Consider the following 21,266-nt stretch of genomic DNA (forward strand, 5'->3'; position numbering starts at 1 on the left):
CGGTGCTGGTGGTGCTGTCGTTCCCGTGCACGGGTGCCTCCAGAATGGGGCCGGTTGTACATGCGGGTGCGGTGCGCCGGGATGCGCCGTCATCCCGGAAGTCATGGACGTCACGGACGTCACGGACGTCATGGACGTCACGGACGCCATGGAAGGCAACGCCGTCGGTCTACTCGTTGCCGCCGAACGCCGCGTCGAAGGAGGCCGACGGCGGCTCGAAGTCGTACGCCTTGAGGCGGGCCAGGGCCTCGGGGGCGCCCTGGAGCCGGTCCATGCCGGCGTCCTCCCACTCCACGGAGATGGGGCCCCGGTAGTCGATGGAGCGCAGCATCCGGAAGACGTCCTCCCAGGGGACGTCTCCGTGGCCCGCGGAGACGAAGTCCCAGCCGCGGCGCGGGTCGCCCCAGGGCAGGTGGGAGCCGAGGCGGCCGTTGCGGCCGTCGAGCCGCTTGCGGGCCTCCTTGCAGTCGACGTGGTAGATGCGGTCGCGGAAGTCCCAGAGGAAGCCGACCGGGTCGAGGTCCTGCCACACGAAGTGGCTCGGGTCGAAATTGAGGCCGAAAGCCGGTCGCCGGTCGACCGCGTCCAGCGCGCATACAGTCGTCCAGTAGTCGTATGCGATCTCGCTGGGGTGGACCTCGTGCGCGAACCGCACGCCTTGCGCGTCGAAGACGTCGAGGATCGGATTCCACCGCTGGGCGAAGTCCTCGTAGCCGCGCTCGATCATCGACGCCGGGGCGGGCGGGAACATGGCCACCAGGTGCCAGATCGCGGAGCCGGTGAAACCGACGACGGTGTCGACTCCGAAGGCGGCCGCGGCCCGGGCGGTGTCGGCGATCTCGGCCGCGGCCCGCCGCCGTACGCCTTCCGCGTCACCGTCGCCCCAGATGCGGGCGGGCAGGATGGCCTGGTGCCTCTCGTCGATGATGGCGTCGCAGACCGCCTGGCCGACCAGGTGGTTGGAGATGGCCCAGCACTTGAGGCCGTACTTGTCGAGGAGCTGGTGGCGCGAATCGATGTACGACGGGTCGGCCAGCGCCTTGTCGACCTCGAAGTGGTCGCCCCAGCAGGCCAGTTCGAGGCCGTCGTAGCCGAAGTCGCGGGCGAGGCGGCAGACCTCTTCGAGCGGCAGGTCGGCCCACTGGCCGGTGAAGAGCGTGAAGGTGCGCGGCATGTCGCGGGGCCTCCTCAGGCCGCTATGGGCGTGTAGACGGAGTTCTTCTCGGCGCTCTCCTCCACCGCCGAGAGGACGCGCTGCACCTGGAGCCCGTCGGCGAAGGAGGGTTCGGGCCGGCGGCCCTCGGCGATCGCGTGGACCAGGTCGCGAGCCTGGTGGACGAAGGTGTGCTCGTAGCCGAGACCGTGGCCCGGTGGCCACCAGGCGTCCAGGTAGGGGTGGTCGGGTTCGGTGACGAGGATGCGGCGGAAGCCCGCGTGCGCGGCGGGCTCCCTGCCGTCGTGGTACGCGAGTTCGTTGAGGCGCTCCAAGTCGAAGGCCAGGGAGCCGAGTTCGCCGTTGAGTTCGATGCGCAGGGCGTTCTTCCGGCCGGTGGCGTACCGGGTGGCCTCGAAGGAGGCGAGGGCGCCGGAGGCGAAGCGGCCGGTGAACAGGGCGGCGTCGTCCACGGTGACCGGACCGGTGCCGGTGGCGGAGACCGCGGAGAGGCCGCTGCTGGGGCCGCCGGGCAGCGGACGTTCTCGTACGAACGTCTCGATGAGCGCGGAGACTCCGGCCAGGTGCTCCCCCGCCAGATGCTGGGCGAGGTCGACGATGTGCGCGCCCAGGTCGCCGAGCGAGCCCGAGCCCGCCAGCTCCCTTCGCAGCCGCCAGGTGAGCGGGAACTGGGGGTCCACCAGCCAGTCCTGCAGGTACGTCACCCGCACGTGCCGCAGGGCGCCGAGACGGCCGTCGGCGACCATCGAGCGGGCCAGCGCGGTGGCGGGCAGTCGGCGGTAGTTGAAGCCGACCATCGCCAACCTGCCCTGCGCGTAGGCTGTTTCGGCCGCCCGGGTCATCGCCTCGGCTTCCTCGACGGTGTTCGCGAGGGGTTTTTCGCACAGCACGTGTTTGCCTGCGGCCAGGGCGGCGAGGGCGATCTCGGCGTGGCTGTCGCCGGGGGTGCAGATGTCGACGAGGTCGATGTCGTCCCGCGCGATCAGGGCACGCCAGTCGGTCTCCGCCGACGCCCAGCCGTGCCGGTCGGCCGCCGCGCGGACGGCCGCCGCGTCCCGTCCGCAGAGCGCGGCCAGGACGGGGGTGCGGGGCAGGTCGAAGACGCGGCCCGCGGTCCGCCAGCCCTGGGAGTGGGCGGCGCCCATGAAGGCGTAACCGACCATGCCGACGCGCAGCGACGGCTTCCCGGCCCCGGCCCCCTCCAGGCGCTCCGCCCCGGCCCCGGTCAGGAGTTGCGCCCCGGCCGGCGCCGAGCTCCCGACTGCGGCCTGGTGCGATCCGTTCGCCTCCGCTCCTGGTGACTGCTGCGGCTGTGCCATACGCGGTGTCCTCCTCGTCGTGGTGGCGCGGTGGGGGGTGCAGCCCGGACCGTCGAGGAACCGGGCGCCTTCGGCGGGACGCCTCACTTGAAGCCGGTGGACATGTACTGGTCGACGTTGTCCTTGTCGACGACGGCCGAGTAGAGGGTGATCGACGCCGGGATCTCGTACTCGGCGAGGCCGCTCACTCCCTTGGCCTGTCCCAGGGCACGGGCGAGGTCGATCGCGGAGGCGGCCATGGTCGGCGGGTAGAGGACGGTCGCCTTCAGGACGCCGTTGTCCTGCTTGATGGCCTGGAAGGCGGACAGGGCACCCGCGCCGCCGACCATCAGGAAGTCGTCGCGCCCGGCCTGCTCGATGGCGCGCAGCGCGCCCACTCCCTGGTCGTCGTCGTGGTTCCACACCGCGTCGAACTTCGACTGGGCCTGCAGGAGTTGGGCCATCTTGGCCTGCCCGGACTCGACCGTGAAGTCGGCGGCCTGGCGGGCCACCTTCCTCACGTTGGGGTAGTTCTTGAGCGCGTCGTCGAAGCCCTGGGTGCGCTGCTTGGTCAGCTCCAGGTTGTCCAGGCCGGCCAGTTCGATGACCCTCGCGCCGGACTTCCCCTTGAGTTTCTCGCCGATGTAGTGCCCGGCGCTCAGGCCCATGCCGTAGTTGTCGCCGCCGATCCAGCAGCGGTACGCCTGCGGGGTGTTGAAGATCCGGTCGAGGTTGACGACCGGGATGCCGGCCCGCATCGCCTTGAGACCAACCTGGGTGAGTGCCTTGCCGTCGGCGGGCAGCACGACCAGGACGTCGACCTTCTTGTTGATGAGGGTCTCGATCTGCCCGATCTGCTGGGCGGTGTCGTTCGAGCCCTCGGTGATCTCCAGGGTGACGTCGGAGTACTTCTTCGCCCGGTTCTTGGCGTTGTCGTTGATGGCGTTGAGCCAGCCGTGGTCGGCCTGCGGGCCGGCGAAGCCGATGGTGACCTGCTTGCCGGGCTTGTCCTCGGCGGCCGGCCGGTCGTTCGCGGCCGGCTCGTCGTCACTGGAGTCGTTGCTGGTGCAACCTGTGAGGAGGGCGCCGGCGGAGACGGCGGCGGTCCCGAAGAGCAGTCCTCTGCGGCTGGTGAAGCGCTGGTAGGTCGTCGGCTCTGGCATGGCGGTGAACCCTTTCCTCAGGTCGTGCTCGCGGTACGGCGCTGGACCAGCACGGCGGCGACGATGATCGCGCCCTTGGCGATCTGCTGGACGTCGCTCTGCAGGTTGTTCAGGGCGAAGATGTTGGTGATCGTGGTGAAGATCAGGACGCCGAGCACGGACCCGGTGATGGTGCCGCGGCCCCCGCTGAGCAGGGTGCCGCCGATGATCGCGGCCGCGATGGCGTCGAGTTCGTAGAGGTTGCCGTTGGTGTTCTGGCCGGAGCCGGACAGGATGATCAGCAGGAAGGCGGCGATGCCGCAGCACAGTCCGGACAGCAGGTACAGGTACAGCCGCTGGCGGCGGACGTCGATGCCGGCGAGCCGGGCGGCCTCCGCGTTGCCGCCGACGGCGACGGTGCGGCGCCCGAAGGTGGTCCGGTTCAGCACAAGCCATCCGATGATCGTCACGAACGCGAACACCATGACCAGTGGCGGGACCCCGAGCACGTAGGCGTCGCGCTCGCCGAGGTCGAGGACGCCGTCGACGGTGACGATCTGCGTGCGCCCGTCGGTGATCTGGAGTGCGAGGCCACGGGCGGACGCCAGCATGGCGAGCGTCGCGATGAAGGGGACCATCGCGCCGTAGGCGATGAGCAGTCCGTTGACCAGACCGCACCCGACGCCGACGATCACCGCGGTGAAGAGGATGCCCGCGAAACCGTACTCCTGCGTGGCGACCGTGGTGGCCCACACCGAGGCGAGGGCGACGATCGCGCCGACGGACAGGTCGATGCCGCCCGAGGTGATGACGAAGGTCATCCCGACGGTGACGACGCCGATCACCGACGCCTGGGTGAGGACGAGTTGGAGGTTGCGGGTATCGAGGAACTCCTCCGGTTTGGTGATGCCGCCGATGACGATCAGCGCGGCGAGCACACCGAGGAGCGAGAGGGTGCGCACGTCTGCGCGGAACGCGAGGGACCGCCAGGCCGGGGCCTGGTTCGTCGACGGCACCTTGTCGGCGCTGTCCCTGGGCGGGGAGACGGGCTGCGTCATGACGCGGGACTTCCTTCCATGACGAGGTCGAGGACGCGGTGTTCGTCGAGGTCGCGGGCGGGCGCCGTGTGGACGACGCGGCCCTCGCGCAGCACCAGGACACGGTCGGCGAGGCCGAGCACCTCGGGGACCTCGCTGGAGACCAGCAGGACGGCGAGGCCTTCGTCAGCCAGTCGACGGACGACTGCATACAGTTCGGCGCGGGCGCCGACGTCGACCCCGCGCGTCGGTTCGTCGAGCAGCAGCACCCGGCAGCCGCGCAGCAGCCAGCGGGCCAGGACGGCTTTTTGCTGGTTGCCGCCGGACAGGGTGCGCACCGGCACGTTCGGGTTGTCCGGCCGCAGCGACAGCTCGCGCGTCGCGGCCCGCGCGGCCCGCTGTTCGGCGCCCCGGTCGATCCAGCCCGCGCGGGCGAAGCGCGACATGGAGGAGACGGAGACGTTGCGGGTGACCGACTCCAGCATCAGCAGGGCCTGCGCCTTGCGCTCCTCGGGGGCGAGTCCGAGGCCGGCGCGGACGGCGGCGCGGACGCTGCCGGGTCGCAGCGGGCGCCCGTCGACGCTGACATGGCCGACGGTGGGTTTGCGGGCTCCGTAGATCGTCTCCAGGATCTCGGAGCGGCCCGAGCCGACGAGTCCGGCGAGGCCGACGATCTCACCGGGACGGATGCTCAGGTCGAGGGGCTCGAACTCACCGTCCCGGGCCAGCCCTTCGACCTCCAGGACCGGGGTGCCGCCGGGCGCCCGGTCCGGCCGCTCGGGGAACACGTACTCCACGTTGCGTCCGGTCATCAGCGCGACGACCTCGCGGGTCGGCGTCGTCTTCGCGGGCAGTCCCACCGCGACGGCCCGCCCGTCCTTCAGGACGGTCACCCGGTCGCCGATGCGGCGGATCTCCTCCAGCCGGTGCGAGATGTAGACGACCGCGACTCCGTCCGCGGTGAGGTCGCCGACGATGCGGAAGAGGTTGTCGACCTCGTCCGGATCGAGGGCGGCGGACGGTTCATCCATCACGATGAGCCGTACGTCGTGCGAGAGCGCCCGGGCCATCGACACGATCTGCTGCTGGGCGGCCGACAACTCCCCCACCAGGCGGCCGGTGTCGATCTCCGGATGCCCGAGTCGCTTGAGCAGCGCGGCCGTTGACGCTCGAGCCGCCTTGGCGCGTACGACGAAACCGGCTGCCGTGGGTTCATGGCCCAGGTGGACGTTCTCGGCCACCGACAGGTGTTCCACCAGGTCGAGTTCCTGGTAGATGGTGGCGATGCCGAGCCGCATCGCGGCGATCGGCGAGCGCAGCGTGACGGCGTCGCCGCGCCAGCGGATGGTGCCGGTGTCGGGCTGGTGCGCGCCGGCCAGGACCTTGATGAGGGTCGACTTGCCGGCACCGTTCTGGCCGAGCAGGCAGTGCACCTCTCCGGCCTGGACGTCGAGGTCGACGCCGTCGAGGGCCCGGACGCCGGGGAACGACTTGGTGATGCCGGACATGCTGAGCAGCGTGGGTTGTGGTGCCATGTGCGGGTCCCCCTGGCAGGCGTGCGGGCCGGATTCAGGGCAGGGCGAAGCTGGGCGTGGTGCCGGTGAGCTGTATGCGGTCGGCGATGTGCCGGATGCGGTCGGCTGGCGAACGTATGGGGTCTGCCGACGGGTGCATGGAGTCTGCCGGCAGGCGTATGAGGTCGGCGGGTGAGCGTGTGGAGTGTGCTGTTCTGGTGCGGTGCGAAGTCGGTGGGTCTATGCGGGTGAGAACAGGTGGTCGCTGATGAGGCGGGCCGCGCCGATCACTCCGGCGGTGGGGCCCAACTCCCCTAGGACGATGGGCAGGTTGCCGGTCGCGAGTGGCAGCGACTGGCGGTAGACCTGGGTGCGGATCGCGGCGAGCAGGGTGTGGCCGAGGCCGGTCACCCCGCCGCCGATCACCACCAGGCCGGGGTTGAAGAAGCTGACCAGGCCGGCGATGACCTGGCCGACCCGGTCGCCGCCCTCGCGGATCAGGTCGAGGGCGGTGGCGTCGCCGGCGGCGGCCGCGGCGGCGACGTCGACGGCGGTGAGCGCGCCGTTCGCCTCCAGGCGGGTCGCGAGTTCCACCGACAGGCCCTGCTGGGCGGCTTCCGTGGCGTCCCTGGCGAGGGCCGCCCCGCTGAAGTGGGCTTCCAGGCAGCCCCGGTTGCCGCAGGCGCATGGTCGTCCGTCGGGCACGGCCTGGATGTGCCCGATGTCGCCCGCGCTGCCCGTCACCCCGCGGTGGACGTCACCGGCCGCGACGATGCCGCAGCCGATGCCGGTGCCGATCTTGACGCAGAGGAAGTCACCCACGGAGCGTGCGACGCCCGCGTGCATCTCCCCCATCGCCATCAGGTTCACGTCGTTGTCGACCATGACCGGGCAGCCGAGTTCCTGGCTGAGCGCCTCCCGCACGGGGAAGCCGTCCCAGCCCGGCATGATCGGCGGAGCCACCGGCACACCCTCGGGGAAGCGGACGGGACCCGGGACGCCGATGCCGGCGCCGTCGTACCCTTCCGCGAGTCCCGAGTCCCTCAACTTCGCCGCCATGGACAGGACTTGTTCGAAGACCGCGACCGGGCCCTCCCGTACGTCCATGGGCTGGTTGAGGTGGCCGAGGATCTCCAGTTCGGCGTTGGTGACGGCGACGTCGACCGAGGTCGCGCCGATGTCGACGCCGAGGAACCTGAGACCCGGGGCGAGCCTGACGTTGTGGGAGCGGCGGCCGCCGCGCGAGGCGGCGAGTCCGTCGGCCACGACCAGGCCGGTCTCCAAGAGCCGGTCGACCTCCACGGCCAGCTTGGACCGTGACAGATCGATGTGGTCTCCCAGCTGTGCACGGGAGTTGGGGCCGCCGTCCCGCAGCAGCTTGAGCAGGCGGGCCTGGTGCGCGTTCGCGGGTCGTGCCGTCATGCGTCTCACGAGCCCCTCCCCGCCTCAATCGGCCACCTGTTGCCGGGCTTTCGAGGGGAACGTAGCAGCGGCTGCCGAAGGTGGGAAGAAGTCGTGCACGGATTGCCGCAGACTTTTTCCCCTCACAGGACAAAGACGAGGCCGCGCTCTGGTGCCTTCACGGCCTTGCACGCAGGATGGGCACCGGGCCCGGGCCCGGGCATGCTCAGGAGCGGAGCAGAGAGGGGGGCGGGGCCCGTGGCCGGTGATCCGAACCGGCCGGAGACCGTGCGGGACACAGTGGAGGGGCATCCCTCGTCGAAGGTCACCGGGCGGGCGCCGCGCGCCTTCGCCGTGTGGGCGAGGGCGCACGCGGACGCCTTCTGAGCAGGAAGTCCCGTGAGGGTCAGGGCTGTTGACGGGCGTGGTACGAGCGGCGCGTGTGCTCGGTGTGTTCCCGCATGAGCTCCGTGGCGCGCTGCTCGTCGCGGTCGGAGATCGCGGCGATGAGGTCCCGGTGTTCGATCCAGGACTGGTTTCCGCGCTGCCGGGCCACCGGCGTGTAGTACCAGCGCACCCGCCGGTCGACCTGCGCGGCGAGCTCGGCGAGGACCGCGTTGCCCGCGAGTTCCATGATCTTCCCGTGGAAGCGGGCGTTCAGCGCGACGGCGGCGTCCACGTCGTCGGAGGCTACCGCCAGCCTGCCCTGCGCCACGATCTCCTCCAGCGCCTGAATGCCGGCCTTGTCCGCGTTCGCGGCGGCCAGTCGGGCGGCTTCGGCCTCCAACAGGGTGCGCACGGTGAGGAGTTGGTCGGCCTCCTCCTCTGTGGGCTCGTGCACGAACGCGCCCTGGGCGGGGCGCAGATCGACCCAGCCCTCGGTGTTCAGCCGCTGCAACGCCTCGCGCACCGGCTGCCGGGAGACCCCGAGATGGCCGGCGAGTTCGCTCTCCACGAGGTGCTGGCCGGGCTGCAGGGCGCGGGTGGTGATGAGTTCGAGCAGCGCCTCGTAGACGCGGTCCCGCAGCGGGCCGGGCCTTTCGAGTTTGGGCACTGCTCCCTGCGGCAGTCCTGTCGACAACATCGCGGTCCCCCTCCTCGGCGGGCCGTGCACAGCCGCCGTAAAAGCCGGTGTCACCCGTAGACCCACTATCGATTGTCTTTCGTCTACAGTCTACGGTGCACAGTTGCCAGAGGAGCGGGCGGTATTCCTCGTCACATCCCGTTGTACCGGCGCGTCGGAGCACTCAGGGACAGCGGACGACCTGTCCGGCGTACGACAGGTTCCCGCCGAAGCCGAAGAGCAGCACCGGATCCCCCGTGGAGATCGCGCCCTGCTCCACCAGCTTGGAGAACGCGAGCGGGATGCTCGCCGCGGACGTGTTACCGGATTCGGTGACATCGCGTGCGATCACCGCGTTGACGGCGCCCAGCTTCTCCGCGAGGGGTTCGATGATCCGCAGGTTCGCCTGGTGCAGCACGACCGCCGCGAGGTCCGCGGGGGTGAGGCCCGCACGTTCGCAGGCCCGGCGGGCGAGGGGCGGCAGCTGCGTGGTCGCCCAGCGGTAGACGCTCTGTCCCTCCTGCGCGAACCGCGCGGGCTGTCCCTCGATCCGTACCGCGTTCCCCATCTCGGGCACCGACCCCCACAGCACCGGCCCGATACCGGGTTCCGTCTGCGCCGCCTCGACCACCGCGGCGCCCGCGCCGTCGCCGACGAGCACGCAGGTCGTGCGGTCGGTCCAGTCGGCCACCTCGGACATCTTGTCGGCGCCGATGACCAGGGCGCGGGTCGCGGCGCCCGCCCGCAGGGTGTGGTCGGCGGTGGCCAGGGCGTGGGTGAACCCGGCGCACACGACGTTGAGGTCCATCGCGGCGGGTGAGGGGATGCCGAGCCGGGCGGCGACCCGGGCGGCCATGTTCGGCGAACGGTCGACCGCGGTCGATGTGGCCACCAGCACCAGGTCGATGTCCGCGGGGGTCAGGCCGGCCGCCGCGAGCGCCTTGGCGGCGGCGTGCGCGGCCAGCTCGTCGACCGGCTCGTCGGGCCCGGCGATACGACGGGTGCGGATGCCCACCCGGGACCTGATCCACTCGTCGCTGGTGTCGACCATGCCCGCCAGCTCCTCGTTGGTGAGTACCCTGGCGGGCTGGTAATGGCCGACGGCAGCGATGCGCGAGCCGTTCATGGGCGAATCCCCCTCGTTGTTCAGGTAGCGGGATTCACCAGTCTGATCAGTGACTCGCGGGTACGGCGGCAGGTGAAGCCACAGGAAACCCGGGCCCTGCTTGTCGGCTTCCGTCAGACCATCGGATGCCCGACACTTACCGCGGGGTCAGCCGGTGAACAATTGTGTGGCCTTTTGTACGAGTTCGTACAGCCCGTAGGCGAGCGGCGCTCCCACCCACACCCAGGCGAAGACGATCAGCCCTCGTCGGTCAGGCGGACTCTGGCTGCTGTCGGTGGACATCGACTGCCTCCTCCCTCGGGGCGGGGATGTGGTGACGGACATGGACGGGCCGCACGAGTTCGTTGGCGACGAAGCCGACGACGAGCAGCCCGATCATGATGACGAACGACAGACCATACAGCGACGCCCCGTGCCTGCCGGCCTCCTCCTGCCGGTCGGCTATCCAGTTCACGATCAGCGGCCCGAGGACGCCCGCCGTGGACCAGGCCGTGAGCAGCCGCCCGTGGATCGCGCCGACCTGGTAGGTGCCGAAGAGGTCCTTCAGGTAGGCGGGGATGGTCGCGAACCCGCCGCCGTAGAAGGACAGGATCACCAGCGCGCACAGGATGAACAGGGGTTTCGACGAGTCGCCGAACAGGGCGATCAGCGCGTACATCGCCGCGCCCACGCCGAGGTAGAGGCGGTAGATGTTCTTGCGGCCGATCAGGTCGGAGGTCGACGACCAGCCGATGCGGCCCGCCATGTTGGCGGCGGACAGCAGGGCGACGAAGCCGGCGGCGGCCGACACGGACACCGGGGTGGAGGTGTCCGCGAAGAAGTCCGTGATCATCGGGGCGGCCTTCTCCAGGATGCCGATGCCGGCGGTCACGTTCATGCAGAGCACGACCCACAGGCACCAGAACTGCGGTGTGCGCACGGCGCCGCGGGCGGAGACCTGCGGTCCGGTCAGGGCGCTCGGCCCGTCGGCCGTGGGCTTCTCGCCGCGCGGCACCCGCACGAGCAGCACACCCAGCGTCATGAAGACCGCATACGAAAGTCCGTGTACGAGAAACGCGAGTGCGATCCCCGAGCTGTCGCTGCCGAACGACTCCAGCATCTGCGCCGACCAGGGCGAGGCGATCAGCGCGCCGCCGCCGAAGCCCATGATGGCGATGCCGGTTGCCATGCCGGGCCGGTCCGGGAACCACTTGATCAGGGTGGAGACGGGCGAGATGTAGCCGATGCCGAGACCGATCCCGCCGACGAAGCCGTAGCCGAAGACGATCAGCCAGTACTGCTCGGTGGCCGCGCCGAGCGCGGACAGCAGGAAGCCGGACGAGAAGCAGATCAGGGCCACGGTCATCGCCCAGCGCGGCCCCTTGCGCTCCACGAGCGTGCCGCCGAACGCGGCCGACAGACCGAGCATGACGATGCCCAGTTGGAAGGGGAGCGCGCTCTGGGTGCCGCTGAGGCCGAGCGCGGATTCGAGCGGCGGCTTGAAGACGCTCCAGGCGTAGGCCTGGCCGATGGAGAGATGGACCGAGAGAGCGGCAGGCGGAACCAGCCAGCGGCTCCACCCTGGGGGTGCGACTGGGGGACTCATGATCCCGAACGTTAGGAAAGATCAGGGGAGTTGAGAAGGCGGCGCGTCGACCGTATGCGATGAACGGTACGCCGCACGCGCCGAACGGTCCTACCGACCGGTTTCCGGGGCGGGTCCCATCCTGCGCGAACCCTTGCTGACGCAACTTCCATACTGTAGACAATATTTCGTCGACAGAGTTCGGCAGTTCCTCGGTACCCTCGACCGAACGGAGCTCCCTCACATGAAGGTCGCAGTACTCGGCGCCGGAGCGATCGGCGCCTATGTCGGCGCCGCGCTCCACCGCGCGGGCGCCGACGTGCACCTCGTCGCCCGTGGACCGCATCTCGCGGCCATGAGGCAGCACGGCGTGCAAGTCCTCAGCCCGCGCGGCGACTTCACCGCGCACGCACACGCCACCGACGACCCGGCCGAGGTCGGCCCGGTCGACTTCGTCTTCCTGGGCCTGAAGGCCAACTCGTACGCGGCGTGCGGGCCGCTGATCGAGCCTCTCCTGCACGACTCCACGGCGGTCGTGGCCGCCCAGAACGGCATCCCCTGGTGGTACTTCCACCGGCACGGCGGCCCCTACGACGGCCATCGCGTCGAGAGCGTGGACCCGCACGGCACGGTCAGCGCGGTACTCGCCCCCGAACGCGCCGTCGGCTGCGTGGTCTACGCGGCCACCGAGCTGGAAGGGCCCGGCGTCGTACGGCACCTGGAAGGAACCCGGTTCTCCGTCGGCGAGCCCGACCGCAGCCTCTCGCCCCGCTGCAGGGCGTTCAGCGAGGCGATGCAGGCCGGCGGGCTGAAGTGCCCGGTCGAGCCCGACCTGCGCAACGACATCTGGCTCAAGCTGCTCGGCAACATCTCCTTCAACCCGATCAGCGCGCTGGCCCGCGCCACCATGCGGCAGATGTGCCTGCACGGCGGCACCCGCAAGGTCATCGAGATCATGATGACCGAGACGCTCACCGTCGCCGAGGCCCTCGGCTGCGAGGTCGGCGTCTCCATCGAGCGCCGGCTCGCGGGCGCCGAGCGGGTCGGCGACCACCGCACCTCCACGCTCCAGGACCTGGAGCGCGGCAAGCCGCTCGAACTCGACGTGCTGCTCGCGGCCGTCGTCGAGCTGGCGGAGATCACCGGCGTCCAGGTGCCCACCTTGCGCACCGTGCACGCCATCTCGGACCTGCTCGCGTCGAGGAGCGCCGCATGAGGAAACGCGATCGAACCCCCAAGACCTACACCCGGCTCACCCACCCGCTGATCCGGGACGCGCGCGACGAACCGTTCAGGCAGGCCAGTTGGGAGGAGGCGCTGGACCGCGCCGCCCGGGGCCTCGCGGCGGCGCGCGGCGCGTTCGGCATGTTCTCCTGCGCCCGCGCCACGAACGAGATGAACTACGTGGCGCAGAAGTTCGCCCGGGTCGTCATGGGCACCAACAACGTCGACTCCTGCAACCGGACGTGTCACGCCCCGAGCGTCGCCGGTCTGTCGGCCGCGTTCGGCTCGGGCGGCGGGACATCGTCGTACGAGGAGATCGAGCACACCGACGTCATCGTGATGTGGGGCTCCAACGCCCGTTTCGCGCATCCGATCTTCTTCCAGCACGCGCTGAAGGGGATACACAACGGCGCCCGGCTGTATGCGGTCGACCCCCGACGGACGTCGACCGCCGAATGGGCGGAGAGCTGGCTCGGTCTCAACGTCGGCACGGACATCCCGATGGCGCACGCGATCGGCCGCGAGATCATCCACGCCGGTCTCGCGAACCAGGCGTTCATCGAGCGGGCGACCAGCGGCTACGAGGAGTACCGGCAGCTCGTGGAACCGTGGACGCTGTCGCTCGCGCAGAAGGTGACGGGCGTACCGGCCGCCGCCATCAGGGAGTTGGCTCACGCCTACGCCCGCGCCGAACGCGCCCAGCTGTGCTGGACCCTCGGCATCACCGAGCACCACAACGGCACCGACAACGTGCGCGCCTTGATCAACCTCTCGCTGCTCACCGGCCACGTGGGCCGCTACGGCTCCGGCCTGCAGCCCCTGCGCGGCCAGAACAACGTACAGGGCGGCGGGGACATGGGCGCCATCCCCAACCGGCTGCCCGGCTTCCAGGACATCCTCGACCCCGTGGCGCGGCTGAAGTTCGAGTCGGCCTGGGACACCGTCATCGAGCCGCACTACGGGATGAACCTGACCGAGATGTTCGAGGCGATGGAGGAGGGCACCCTCAAAGCCGTCTACTGCATCGGCGAGAACCCGGCGCAGTCGGAGGCGGACAGCGAGCAGGCCGTACGGCGCATGCGGCAGCTGGACTTCCTCGTGGTCCAGGACATCTTCCTCACCAAGACGGCCGAACTCGCGGACGTGGTGCTGCCCGCGACGGCCGGCTGGGCGGAGACCGACGGCACGACGACCAACAGCGAGCGGCGGGTTCAGCGTGTGCGCCGGGCCGTGACGCCGCCGGGCGAGGCCCGCGAGGACATCGACATCATCTGCGACCTGGCGGCCCGGCTCGGCCACGACTGGAAGTACGCCGACTCCGAGTCGGTCTGGAACGAGCTCAGGTCGGTCTCGCCGGACCACTACGGGATGACGTACGACCGCCTGGCAGAACACCAGGGCATCCAGTGGCCCTGCCCCGACCCCGGCCGGCTCGAACCGACGTACCTGCACGGCCGGTTGTGGGAGAAGGACCCCGCGAGGAGGGGCACGCCCGCTCCCTTCGGGCTCGTCCAGCACGACCCGCCGGTCGATCTCACCGACGAGGAGTATCCGATCCGGCTGACGACCGGCCGGCGGCTCGACTCGTACAACACCGGTGTGCAGAGCGGGAGTTTCGCGTCCCCGCTGCGGCGCGGCGAGTTCGTCGAGCTGTGCCCGGAGGACGCCGAACGGTACGGGGTCGTGGTCGGCGAGGAGGTGCGGGTCTCCTCGCGGCGCGGGTCGGTCGTCGCGCCCGTGTGGATCGACACCGCCCTGCGGCCCGGGCTGGCCTTCATGACCATGCATTTTCCCGACGAGGTGGACACCAACCAGCTCACGATCGAGGCGAACTGTCCGATCGCGGGGACCGCGGAGTTCAAGGCGTCGGCGATCCGCATCCAGAAGCTTCCGGTCGTGACCTACGTGAGGTGATGCAGTGGACCTGCACTTCGGTGACAGCAAACCGACGGACGAGGAGCGGGCGGCGGTGGACGCGCTGCTCGGTCCCCCGGAGTCCTCGTGGGAGGGAGCCGACCGTGATGCGATGACGGCCGCGGACCTGAGGTGGGCCCGTGGCGGGCGCGCGGCCCGGGACCGCCGGGACCTGTTGCTGCCGGGGCTGCACGCGATCAACGACCGGGTCGGCTGGATCAGCGAGGGCGCCCTCGACTACCTGTGCCGGCGGCTGACGGTGCCCCCGGCCGAGGCGTACGGGGTCGCCACCTTCTACGCGATGTTCTCGGTCAAGCCGCGCCCGGCGACCGTGCTGCACGTGTGCACGGACCTGGCGTGCGCGGCCGCCGGGGCGTCCGGGCTGTGCGCCGGTGTCGAGTCCCGGCTGGGCCTCGGCAGCGGTGTGTCGGTCGAGCGCAGCCCGTGCCTCGGCCTGTGCGAGCGGGCTCCGGCCGCGCTCGCGGTCAGGGCCGGGGATCCGGTGCGTACGGCGGTGTCGGCGCCGGCGACCGTGGAGGGGGCGGTCCTCGCCGCGAGCGCACCCGACTCGGCGCCGAAGGAGCCGTCGGCGGCGATGGCGGTGCCCCAGGCGGGGGACCCGTCGTTGACGTTGCTCCGTCGCGTGGGCGTGGTGGATCCCACGAGCCTGGACGACTACCGCGCCCACGGCGGATACGCCGCCCTGCGCCGGGCCTTCGACCTCGGTCCCGCCGGAGTCATCCGTGAGGTCACCGATTCCGGCCTGGTCGGGCGTGGCGGCGCCGCCTTCCCCACCGGCCGCAAGTGGCAGGCGACGGCGTCGCAGCCCGACCACCCGCACTACCTGGTGTGCAATGCGGACGAGTCCGAGCCGGGCACCTTCAAGGACCGCGTGATCATGGAGGGTGATCCGTACGCGCTGGTGGAGGCGATGGCGATCGCCGGGTACGCGACCGGCGCGCACCGGGGATACCTGTATCTGCGCGGCGAGTATCCGCGGGCGATACACCGTATGCAATATGCCGTCGCCCAGGCGCGGGCCCGTGGACTGCTCGGCGACGACGTCCTCGGCCAGGGCTACGCCTTCGACATCGAGATCCGGCGCGGCGCGGGGGCCTACATCTGCGGGGAGGAGACGGCCCTGTTCAACTCCATCGAGGGATACCGGGGCGAACCGCGATCGAAGCCCCCCTTCCCCGTGGAGAAGGGCCTGTTCGGCAAACCCACGGTCGAGAACAACGTGGAGACGCTGGTCAACGTGCTGCCGATCCTGACCATGGGCGCCCCGGCCTACGCGGCGATCGGGACGGAACGTTCCACCGGGCCGAAGCTGTTCTGCGTGTCGGGGAGTGTGGCGCGACCCGGGGTCTACGAGCTGCCGTTCGGCGCGACACTGGGCGAGCTGCTGGAGCTGGCGGGCGTGCGCGAGGGGCTGCGGGCGGTCCTGCTCGGCGGGGCGGCCGGCGGCTTCGTACGGCCGGACGAAGGGGACATCCCGCTCACCTTCGAAGGCACCCGCGAGGCGGGCACCACCCTCGGCTCGGGCGTCGTGATGGCCTTCGACGACACGGTCCCGCTGCCCCGGCTCCTTGTGCGGATCGCCCAGTTCTTCCGTGACGAGTCGTGCGGCCAGTGCGTGCCGTGCCGGGTGGGGACCGTACGACAGGAGGAGGCGCTGCACCGGATCGCGGAGCGCACCGGCGCGGCGGCGGCCGACGACATCGCCCTGCTCAGGGAGGTCGGCCGCGCCATGCGGGACGCCTCCATCTGCGGTCTGGGGCAGACCGCGTGGAACGCCGTGGAATCCGCCATCGACCGCCTGGGGGCGTACGAATGACCGTGACACCGCTGGGGATCCCCCGCCGCCTGCTGGAGTTCACCATCGACGGAGTGGAGGCCAGGACTCCCGAGGGCTCGACCATTCTCGACGCCTGCCGGGCGGCCGGGAAGGACATCCCGACGCTCTGCGAGGGCGACACCCTCGCCCCCAAGAACGCCTGCCGCCTCTGCGTCGTCGAGGTCGAGGGCGCGCGCACGCTCGTCCCCGCCTGCTCCCGCAAGGCCGAGCCCGGCATGGAGGTGAGGACCGACACCGAGCGGGCCCGGCACAGCCGCAGGATCGTCCTCGAACTGCTGGCCTCCTCGGTCGACATGTCGACGACGCCGAGGGTCGCGGAGTGGATCAAGGAGTACGAGGCGAAGCCCGACCGTTTCGGCCCGGAAGCGGCCCGGCTCGACGAGGAACCCCGGGTCGACAACGACCTGTATGTGCGTGACTACGACAAGTGCATCCTCTGCTACAAGTGCGTGGACGCCTGCGGCGACCAGTGGCAGAACACCTTCGCCATCTCCGTCACCGGCCGCGGTTTCGACGCCCGGATCGCCGTCGAGCACGACGCGCCCCTGACCGACTCGGCGTGCGTGTACTGCGGCAACTGCATCGAGGTGTGCCCCACGGGCGCCCTGTCCTTCAAGTCGGAGTTCGACATGCGGGCGGCGGGTACGTGGGACGAGTCGGCGCAGACCGAGACGACCACGGTGTGCGCCTACTGCGGAGTGGGCTGCAACCTCACGCTCCACGTGCAGGACAATGAGATCGTGAAGGTCACCTCGCCGCACGACAACCCGGTGACCCACGGCAACCTCTGCATCAAGGGCCGTTTCGGCTACCAGCACGTACAGAACCGGGGCTGATCAGACATGGGACGAGTCACGGAACGACGCAAGGTGATCCGGATCCGGGACGGGGTGGTCTCCAGCCGCCCGGACACGCTCGTCGCCGAGGAACCGCTGGAGATCCGGCTGAACGGCAAGCCGCTCGCGATCACCATGCGCACACCGGGTGACGACTTCGCGCTCGCCGCCGGCTTCCTGGTGAGCGAGGGTGTACTGGCCGCCGCATCCGATCTGCTGAATATCGTCTACTGTGCCGGGGCGACCGCAGACGGCTCGAACACCTACAACGTGGTGGACGTGCGGACCGCCCCGGACGTGACGATGCCCGACATCACGCTCGAACGGAACGTGTACACCACCTCGTCCTGCGGCCTGTGCGGCAAGGCGAGCCTCGACGCCGTCCGAACGACCGCCCGCTGGCCCATCGCCGACACTCCCCTGGTCCGCGTCGATCCCGAGCTGCTCGCGAGCCTGCCCGACCGGCTCCGCGCGGCCCAGCGGGTCTTCGACCGGACCGGGGGCCTGCACGCGGCGGCCCTGTTCACCGAGGACGGCGAGCTGCTCGACATACGCGAGGACGTGGGCCGGCACAACGCGGTCGACAAGCTGGTCGGCCGTGCCCTGCAGAACGGGGACCTGCCGCTGTCCCGCACGATCCTGCTGGTGTCGGGCCGGGCCTCCTTCGAACTGGCGCAGAAGGCCGTGATGGCGGGCATCCCGGTCCTCGCGGCGGTTTCGGCGCCCTCGTCGCTGGCCGTGGACCTGGCGGCGGAGGCGGGGCTGACCCTGGTGGGCTTCCTGCGGGGCAGTTCCATGAACGTGTACGCGGGCGAGGGCCGGATCGCCCTGCAGGCTGCGGCCGCCCAGGGCTGACCGGCTCCCGCGACACGGCGGCGGGGCCCCGACCGGCGGGGAGCGCCCCCTGCGCCGCAGGGGCCCCGCCTCAACCCGTACGGAAGCGCACCTCGGCGGCGGTCACGACCGTTCCCAGTCGCGGGAAGTCGAGACGCAGCGACGCCTCGTGCTCGGCGGCGGTGAACGCGGCCATGGCGTCCTCGACGAAGACCAGGTCGTAGCCGAGGTCGCCGGCGGCGCGGGCGGTGGACTCGACGCCGAGGTTGGTGGCGATGCCGCCGAACACGAGCGTGGTGACGCCGTGTTCCCGCAGGCGCTCGTCCAGGCCGGTGCCCTGGAAGCCGCCGATCGTCCGCTTCACGATCTCGACGTCGCCGTCCCTGAGCAGGCCCGGCACCAGCCCGCTGCCGGCCGGCTGCTCGGCGACACCGGGGCGCTCGACCCGGACGAGGACGACGAGCGCGCCGACCGAGCGGAAGGCGGCGGCCAATTCCTCGGAGACCGCGAGGAGTTCGGTGCCCTTGCGGGGCTCCAGGGGCAGCGCGACGATGCGGTCCATCAGGTCGACGAGCACGAGGGCGGTGCGCGCGGGGTCGAGCGCGAGCCGTGACTCGACGGTGTGGGGTGCGTTCATGACGGAACGTTATCCGCCGTCAGCCGTCCGTACCGGAAATCCGGATCAACGGGCCGGTGAACTGGTCGCGTTCGGCAGCCGCGCGCTGCGCCGCGGCGGCGGCCGCCTGACCCTGTTCGTCGACGGTACGGCGATCGGCACCGAGGACGGTGCCGGGGTCGGTCAGCCACAACGCGCCGTTCGGCGAGGAGATCAAGGCCGGGAGCGCACTTGCGGGGAACGTGGTCCTGTGGCTGCCCATGGACCACGTGAGCAACAGCCGCTAACGTCCCAGAGCGTGCCCGAGGACATACGAGCACGACAGCGGACGGGAACCGTGGTCGGCCTGTTGCTGACCCTGGCTCTCGCGGCGGTGCTGCTCAGTGCGTTGCCGGAAGACGACGAACGACGGAATCCGGGAGACTGTATACCGCACACCGTCGGCTCGTGGTCGACGGACGACCGTCTGACCGCCGAGTTCGCCCGCTACGGTGACGACGCGACCCGTGCCGACGACTGGACCGGCGGCGACGGCACGCACTCCGTGCGGTTGCCGGACGGACGGCTGCTGTGGCTGTTCTCGGACACCTATCTCGGCCAGGTGCACAGGCCGCCCAACCCGGTCGGCGAGTCGTACGCGTGGCGGGACGGGACGGCTCCCCTGGTGCGCAACTCGGCCGTTGTGATGGACGACGGGCGGCTCGCGGGCACGCTGCCCGCGCCGCTCTTCCCCGATCCGGCTCCGAATCAGTGGCGTTGGCCGGTCGCGGCCCGCGTCGAGCCGCGCTCCCCCGGCTCCGACGAACAGGTGCTGCGCGTGCTGCTGTGGGTGCGCACGGCGGGGCCGGCGCCGTGGATCTACGGGATGCCCACCGCCACCGAGGTCGCCACCCTGTCCCTGCCCGACCTGCGGGTCGAGTCGGTGACCGAGGTGCTCGACCAGCGGTCCGTCCAGGATCCGTCCCGGCGGGTGCTGTTCGGCACGACGCTGGTCGAGAAGGGCGGCTGGACGTACGTGTTCGGCGGGGACGACGGTCAGGCCGCGTCCCGGCCCACCTCGCACGCGTACGTGGCGCGGGTGCCGGAGGGCGGGCTCGGGGACCCCGCCGCCTGGGAGTACTGGGACGGCTCCGCCTGGGCGGCGCGGGGCCGGCCGGGGGCGGTGCTGGGGGACGGGCGGCGCACCGGGGTGGGCAGTGCGTTCTCGGTGGTGCGGCAGGGCGGGACGTACGTGTTGTTCACGATGGCGGCGGGGGCGCGGGGGCTGACCACGGTGACCTCGTACTGGGCCTGCTCGCCCACCGGCCCCTGGTACGGCCCGGCGAAGGACTTCACCCCGTCGCTGCCGCAGGGGCAGGTCGCCGCCTACAACCCGCAGGTGCATCCGGAACTCGGCGGCGACGGGCGGCTGGTGCTGAGCTACGACGTCAACTGGCTGGAGGCGACGGGCGCGGCGGCGCAGCTCAATCGGAACGTTTCCCTGTACCGACCGCGGTTCGTGACCCTGCGGCTGAAGCCGGCGCGGTGACCGCCTCGCCGGCGCCGGCGCGTACCTCGGGGGCGCCGTAGGGGTCCCGTGAGCGGCGCTTGGCGATCACCGCGCACACCATCAGCTGCATCTGGTGGAAGAGCATCAGCGGCAGCACGGCCAGCGAGGCGTGCGCGCCGAACAGCACGCTCGCCATGGGCAGTCCGGAGGCGAGGGACTTCTTCGAGCCGGCGAACTGGATCGCGATCCGGTCCTCGCGGTCGAAGCGGAGCGCCTTGCCGCCGTACCAGGTCAGCGCCAGCATCACGGCGAGGATCACGACCTCCACGCCGAGCAGGCCGGCCAGCCTGACGGGGCTGACCTGGTGCCAGACGCCTTGGACCATGCCCTCGCTGAACGCCGTGTAGACGACGAGGAGGATCGAGCCGCGGTCGACCAGGCCGAGGACCTTCTTGTGCCGGGTGACGAAGCCGCCGATCCAGCGGCGCAGCAGCTGCCCGGCGAGGAACGGCACCAGGAGCTGGAGCACGATCTCCACCAGGGAGTCGGCCGAGAACCCGCCGGCGCTGCTGCCGAGCAGGGCGGCCGCCAGCAGGGGCGTGACGACGATCCCCACCAGGGAGGAGAAGGAGCCGGCGCAGATCGCGGCGGGCACGTTGCCGCGGGCCATCGAGGTGAAGGCGATCGACGACTGGATCGTCGAGGGGACGAGCGTGAGGAAGAGCAGGCCCTGGTAGAGCGGCTGGGTCAAGAAGACCGGGACGAGTCCGCGGGCGGCCAGGCCCAGCAGCGGGAACAGGACGAACGTGCAGGCCAGGACGGTGACGTGGAGCCGCCAGTGCTTGAGTCCGTCCAGCGCCTCACGGGTGGACAGGCGGGCGCCGTAGAGGAAGAAGAGGAAAGCGATCGCGGCCGTGGAGGCGCCGGAGGCCACGTCGGCCGCCGTCCCGCGGGCGGGGAGGAGAGCCGCGAGGCCCACCGTCCCGAGCAGCAGCAGGATGTACGGGTCGATCGGCATCCAGCTCGGCCAACGCAGGCGTTTCACGGTGCTCCACTTACTCGGTGCTGTCGTTGCTGTCGGTGCGGCGAGGGGGTCACGGGTCCCCGCTCCATCCTGCTCCCGAACCCGGCGATCGGGAATCCCGTATACCGCACTCACTGTCATCACGTTCCGCT

General features: G+C 70.8%; 20 protein-coding genes. 7 read left to right on the forward strand and 13 right to left on the reverse strand.

Annotation, left to right across the window (positions count from 1 at the left end; genetic code table 11):
- Positions 1 to 169 precede the first annotated feature (169 nt).
- The 6 genes from ACWBNA_RS07390 to ACWBNA_RS07415 form a co-directional block, all read right to left on the reverse strand.
- Positions 170 to 1,174: a sugar phosphate isomerase/epimerase family protein gene (locus tag ACWBNA_RS07390; protein WP_482703402.1), complete on the reverse strand. Its 1,005-nt coding sequence runs from the start codon at positions 1,172 to 1,174 to the stop codon at positions 170 to 172.
- A 14-nt stretch (positions 1,175 to 1,188) separates the two neighbouring features.
- The gene (locus tag ACWBNA_RS07395) at positions 1,189 to 2,493 is read right to left on the reverse strand and encodes a Gfo/Idh/MocA family protein (protein WP_482703403.1); all 1,305 of its coding nucleotides are present in this window, start codon (positions 2,491 to 2,493) and stop codon (positions 1,189 to 1,191) included.
- A gap of 83 nt (positions 2,494 to 2,576) precedes the next feature.
- Entirely contained in the window at positions 2,577 to 3,635 is a 1,059-nt protein-coding gene (locus tag ACWBNA_RS07400) for a substrate-binding domain-containing protein (RefSeq protein ID WP_482703404.1), read from the reverse strand.
- 17 nt (positions 3,636 to 3,652) lie between these two features.
- Complete coding sequence (locus ACWBNA_RS07405; RefSeq protein ID WP_482703405.1) at positions 3,653 to 4,672, reverse strand: ABC transporter permease; 1,020 nt, start codon at positions 4,670 to 4,672, stop codon at positions 3,653 to 3,655.
- The gene (locus tag ACWBNA_RS07410) at positions 4,669 to 6,186 is read right to left on the reverse strand and encodes a sugar ABC transporter ATP-binding protein (protein ID WP_482703406.1); all 1,518 of its coding nucleotides are present in this window, start codon (positions 6,184 to 6,186) and stop codon (positions 4,669 to 4,671) included. The genes ACWBNA_RS07405 and ACWBNA_RS07410 overlap by 4 nt, the downstream gene beginning before the upstream one ends.
- Positions 6,187 to 6,405: 219 nt before the next feature.
- Positions 6,406 to 7,587, reverse strand: a complete 1,182-nt coding sequence (locus tag ACWBNA_RS07415; RefSeq protein WP_482703407.1) for an ROK family transcriptional regulator — start codon at positions 7,585 to 7,587, stop codon at positions 6,406 to 6,408.
- A 237-nt stretch (positions 7,588 to 7,824) separates the two neighbouring features.
- Here ACWBNA_RS07415 and ACWBNA_RS07420 point away from each other — a divergent pair, with 237 nt between their 5' ends.
- The gene (locus ACWBNA_RS07420; RefSeq protein WP_482703408.1) at positions 7,825 to 7,953 is read left to right on the forward strand and encodes a hypothetical protein; all 129 of its coding nucleotides are present in this window, start codon (positions 7,825 to 7,827) and stop codon (positions 7,951 to 7,953) included.
- Positions 7,954 to 7,972: 19 nt separating this feature from the next.
- Here the strand turns inward: ACWBNA_RS07420 and ACWBNA_RS07425 are convergent, their stop codons facing one another.
- The 4 genes from ACWBNA_RS07425 to ACWBNA_RS07440 all read right to left on the reverse strand — a co-directional run bounded on the left by ACWBNA_RS07425 (position 7,973) and on the right by ACWBNA_RS07440 (position 11,340).
- Positions 7,973 to 8,650 (reverse strand): GntR family transcriptional regulator, encoded by a 678-nt coding sequence (locus ACWBNA_RS07425; protein ID WP_482703409.1) that lies wholly within the window; start codon positions 8,648 to 8,650, stop codon positions 7,973 to 7,975.
- 163 nt (positions 8,651 to 8,813) lie between these two features.
- Positions 8,814 to 9,755 (reverse strand): beta-ketoacyl-ACP synthase III, encoded by a 942-nt coding sequence (locus tag ACWBNA_RS07430; protein ID WP_482703410.1) that lies wholly within the window; start codon positions 9,753 to 9,755, stop codon positions 8,814 to 8,816.
- A gap of 147 nt (positions 9,756 to 9,902) precedes the next feature.
- Positions 9,903 to 10,037, reverse strand: coding sequence for an MFS transporter small subunit (locus ACWBNA_RS07435; protein ID WP_482703411.1), 135 nt, complete (start codon positions 10,035 to 10,037; stop codon positions 9,903 to 9,905).
- On the reverse strand, positions 10,006 to 11,340 hold the full coding sequence (locus ACWBNA_RS07440; RefSeq protein WP_482703412.1) for an OFA family MFS transporter: 1,335 nt from the start codon (positions 11,338 to 11,340) through the stop codon (positions 10,006 to 10,008). Before ACWBNA_RS07440 ends, ACWBNA_RS07435 begins: the two co-directional genes overlap by 32 nt.
- Positions 11,341 to 11,563: 223 nt before the next feature.
- Here ACWBNA_RS07440 and ACWBNA_RS07445 point away from each other — a divergent pair, with 223 nt between their 5' ends.
- From ACWBNA_RS07445 to fdhD, 5 genes are read left to right on the forward strand one after another with little or no spacing between them, the layout of a single operon-like run.
- Positions 11,564 to 12,535 (forward strand): 2-dehydropantoate 2-reductase, encoded by a 972-nt coding sequence (locus ACWBNA_RS07445; protein ID WP_482703413.1) that lies wholly within the window; start codon positions 11,564 to 11,566, stop codon positions 12,533 to 12,535.
- Positions 12,532 to 14,457, forward strand: coding sequence for a molybdopterin oxidoreductase family protein (locus ACWBNA_RS07450; protein ID WP_482703414.1), 1,926 nt, complete (start codon positions 12,532 to 12,534; stop codon positions 14,455 to 14,457). Before ACWBNA_RS07445 ends, ACWBNA_RS07450 begins: the two co-directional genes overlap by 4 nt.
- A 4-nt stretch (positions 14,458 to 14,461) precedes the next feature.
- Positions 14,462 to 16,294 (forward strand): NAD(P)H-dependent oxidoreductase subunit E, encoded by a 1,833-nt coding sequence (locus ACWBNA_RS07455; RefSeq protein ID WP_482703415.1) that lies wholly within the window; start codon positions 14,462 to 14,464, stop codon positions 16,292 to 16,294.
- Entirely contained in the window at positions 16,291 to 17,151 is an 861-nt protein-coding gene (locus ACWBNA_RS07460) for a 2Fe-2S iron-sulfur cluster-binding protein (protein ID WP_482703416.1), read from the forward strand. Before ACWBNA_RS07455 ends, ACWBNA_RS07460 begins: the two co-directional genes overlap by 4 nt.
- 6 nt (positions 17,152 to 17,157) lie before the next feature.
- Positions 17,158 to 18,006 carry a formate dehydrogenase accessory sulfurtransferase FdhD gene (gene fdhD / locus ACWBNA_RS07465; protein WP_482703417.1) on the forward strand — a complete coding sequence of 283 codons (849 nt, stop codon included), beginning with the start codon at positions 17,158 to 17,160 and terminating at the stop codon, positions 18,004 to 18,006.
- A 70-nt stretch (positions 18,007 to 18,076) separates the two neighbouring features.
- Here the strand turns inward: fdhD and ACWBNA_RS07470 are convergent, their stop codons facing one another.
- Positions 18,077 to 18,622, reverse strand: a complete 546-nt coding sequence (locus tag ACWBNA_RS07470) for an isochorismatase family protein (protein WP_482703418.1) — start codon at positions 18,620 to 18,622, stop codon at positions 18,077 to 18,079.
- 19 nt (positions 18,623 to 18,641) lie between these two features.
- Positions 18,642 to 18,818, reverse strand: a complete 177-nt coding sequence (locus ACWBNA_RS07475) for a hypothetical protein (protein ID WP_482703419.1) — start codon at positions 18,816 to 18,818, stop codon at positions 18,642 to 18,644.
- 81 nt (positions 18,819 to 18,899) lie between these two features.
- Here ACWBNA_RS07475 and ACWBNA_RS07480 point away from each other — a divergent pair, with 81 nt between their 5' ends.
- Positions 18,900 to 20,129, forward strand: coding sequence for a DUF4185 domain-containing protein (locus tag ACWBNA_RS07480; protein ID WP_482703420.1), 1,230 nt, complete (start codon positions 18,900 to 18,902; stop codon positions 20,127 to 20,129).
- On the opposite strand, the gene ACWBNA_RS07485 is transcribed toward ACWBNA_RS07480, so the two are convergent.
- Entirely contained in the window at positions 20,065 to 21,108 is a 1,044-nt protein-coding gene (locus tag ACWBNA_RS07485; protein WP_482703556.1) for a bile acid:sodium symporter family protein, read from the reverse strand. The genes ACWBNA_RS07480 and ACWBNA_RS07485 overlap by 65 nt on opposite strands.
- Positions 21,109 to 21,266 lie beyond the last annotated feature (158 nt).

The sequence above is a fragment of the Streptomyces sp. Q2 genome (genome assembly GCF_056820935.1).

What these genes read in the sequence shown, in the direction of transcription:
- ACWBNA_RS07470 (WP_482703418.1), bottom strand. Translation starts at nt 18,622, where the DNA reads ATGAACGCACCCCACACCGTCGAGTCACGGCTCGCGCTCGACCCCGCG.
- ACWBNA_RS07415 (WP_482703407.1), bottom strand. Translation starts at nt 7,587, where the DNA reads ATGACGGCACGACCCGCGAACGCGCACCAGGCCCGCCTGCTCAAGCTG.
- ACWBNA_RS07430 (WP_482703410.1), bottom strand. Translation starts at nt 9,755, where the DNA reads ATGAACGGCTCGCGCATCGCTGCCGTCGGCCATTACCAGCCCGCCAGG.
- ACWBNA_RS07410 (WP_482703406.1), bottom strand. Translation starts at nt 6,186, where the DNA reads ATGGCACCACAACCCACGCTGCTCAGCATGTCCGGCATCACCAAGTCG.
- ACWBNA_RS07485 (WP_482703556.1), bottom strand. Translation starts at nt 21,108, where the DNA reads ATGCCGATCGACCCGTACATCCTGCTGCTGCTCGGGACGGTGGGCCTC.
- ACWBNA_RS07450 (WP_482703414.1), top strand. Translation starts at nt 12,532, where the DNA reads ATGAGGAAACGCGATCGAACCCCCAAGACCTACACCCGGCTCACCCAC.
- ACWBNA_RS07425 (WP_482703409.1), bottom strand. Translation starts at nt 8,650, where the DNA reads ATGTTGTCGACAGGACTGCCGCAGGGAGCAGTGCCCAAACTCGAAAGG.
- ACWBNA_RS07445 (WP_482703413.1), top strand. Translation starts at nt 11,564, where the DNA reads ATGAAGGTCGCAGTACTCGGCGCCGGAGCGATCGGCGCCTATGTCGGC.
- ACWBNA_RS07390 (WP_482703402.1), bottom strand. Translation starts at nt 1,174, where the DNA reads ATGCCGCGCACCTTCACGCTCTTCACCGGCCAGTGGGCCGACCTGCCG.
- ACWBNA_RS07400 (WP_482703404.1), bottom strand. Translation starts at nt 3,635, where the DNA reads ATGCCAGAGCCGACGACCTACCAGCGCTTCACCAGCCGCAGAGGACTG.
- fdhD (WP_482703417.1), top strand. Translation starts at nt 17,158, where the DNA reads ATGGGACGAGTCACGGAACGACGCAAGGTGATCCGGATCCGGGACGGG.
- ACWBNA_RS07405 (WP_482703405.1), bottom strand. Translation starts at nt 4,672, where the DNA reads ATGACGCAGCCCGTCTCCCCGCCCAGGGACAGCGCCGACAAGGTGCCG.
- ACWBNA_RS07440 (WP_482703412.1), bottom strand. Translation starts at nt 11,340, where the DNA reads ATGAGTCCCCCAGTCGCACCCCCAGGGTGGAGCCGCTGGCTGGTTCCG.
- ACWBNA_RS07435 (WP_482703411.1), bottom strand. Translation starts at nt 10,037, where the DNA reads ATGTCCACCGACAGCAGCCAGAGTCCGCCTGACCGACGAGGGCTGATC.
- ACWBNA_RS07395 (WP_482703403.1), bottom strand. Translation starts at nt 2,493, where the DNA reads ATGGCACAGCCGCAGCAGTCACCAGGAGCGGAGGCGAACGGATCGCAC.
- ACWBNA_RS07460 (WP_482703416.1), top strand. Translation starts at nt 16,291, where the DNA reads ATGACCGTGACACCGCTGGGGATCCCCCGCCGCCTGCTGGAGTTCACC.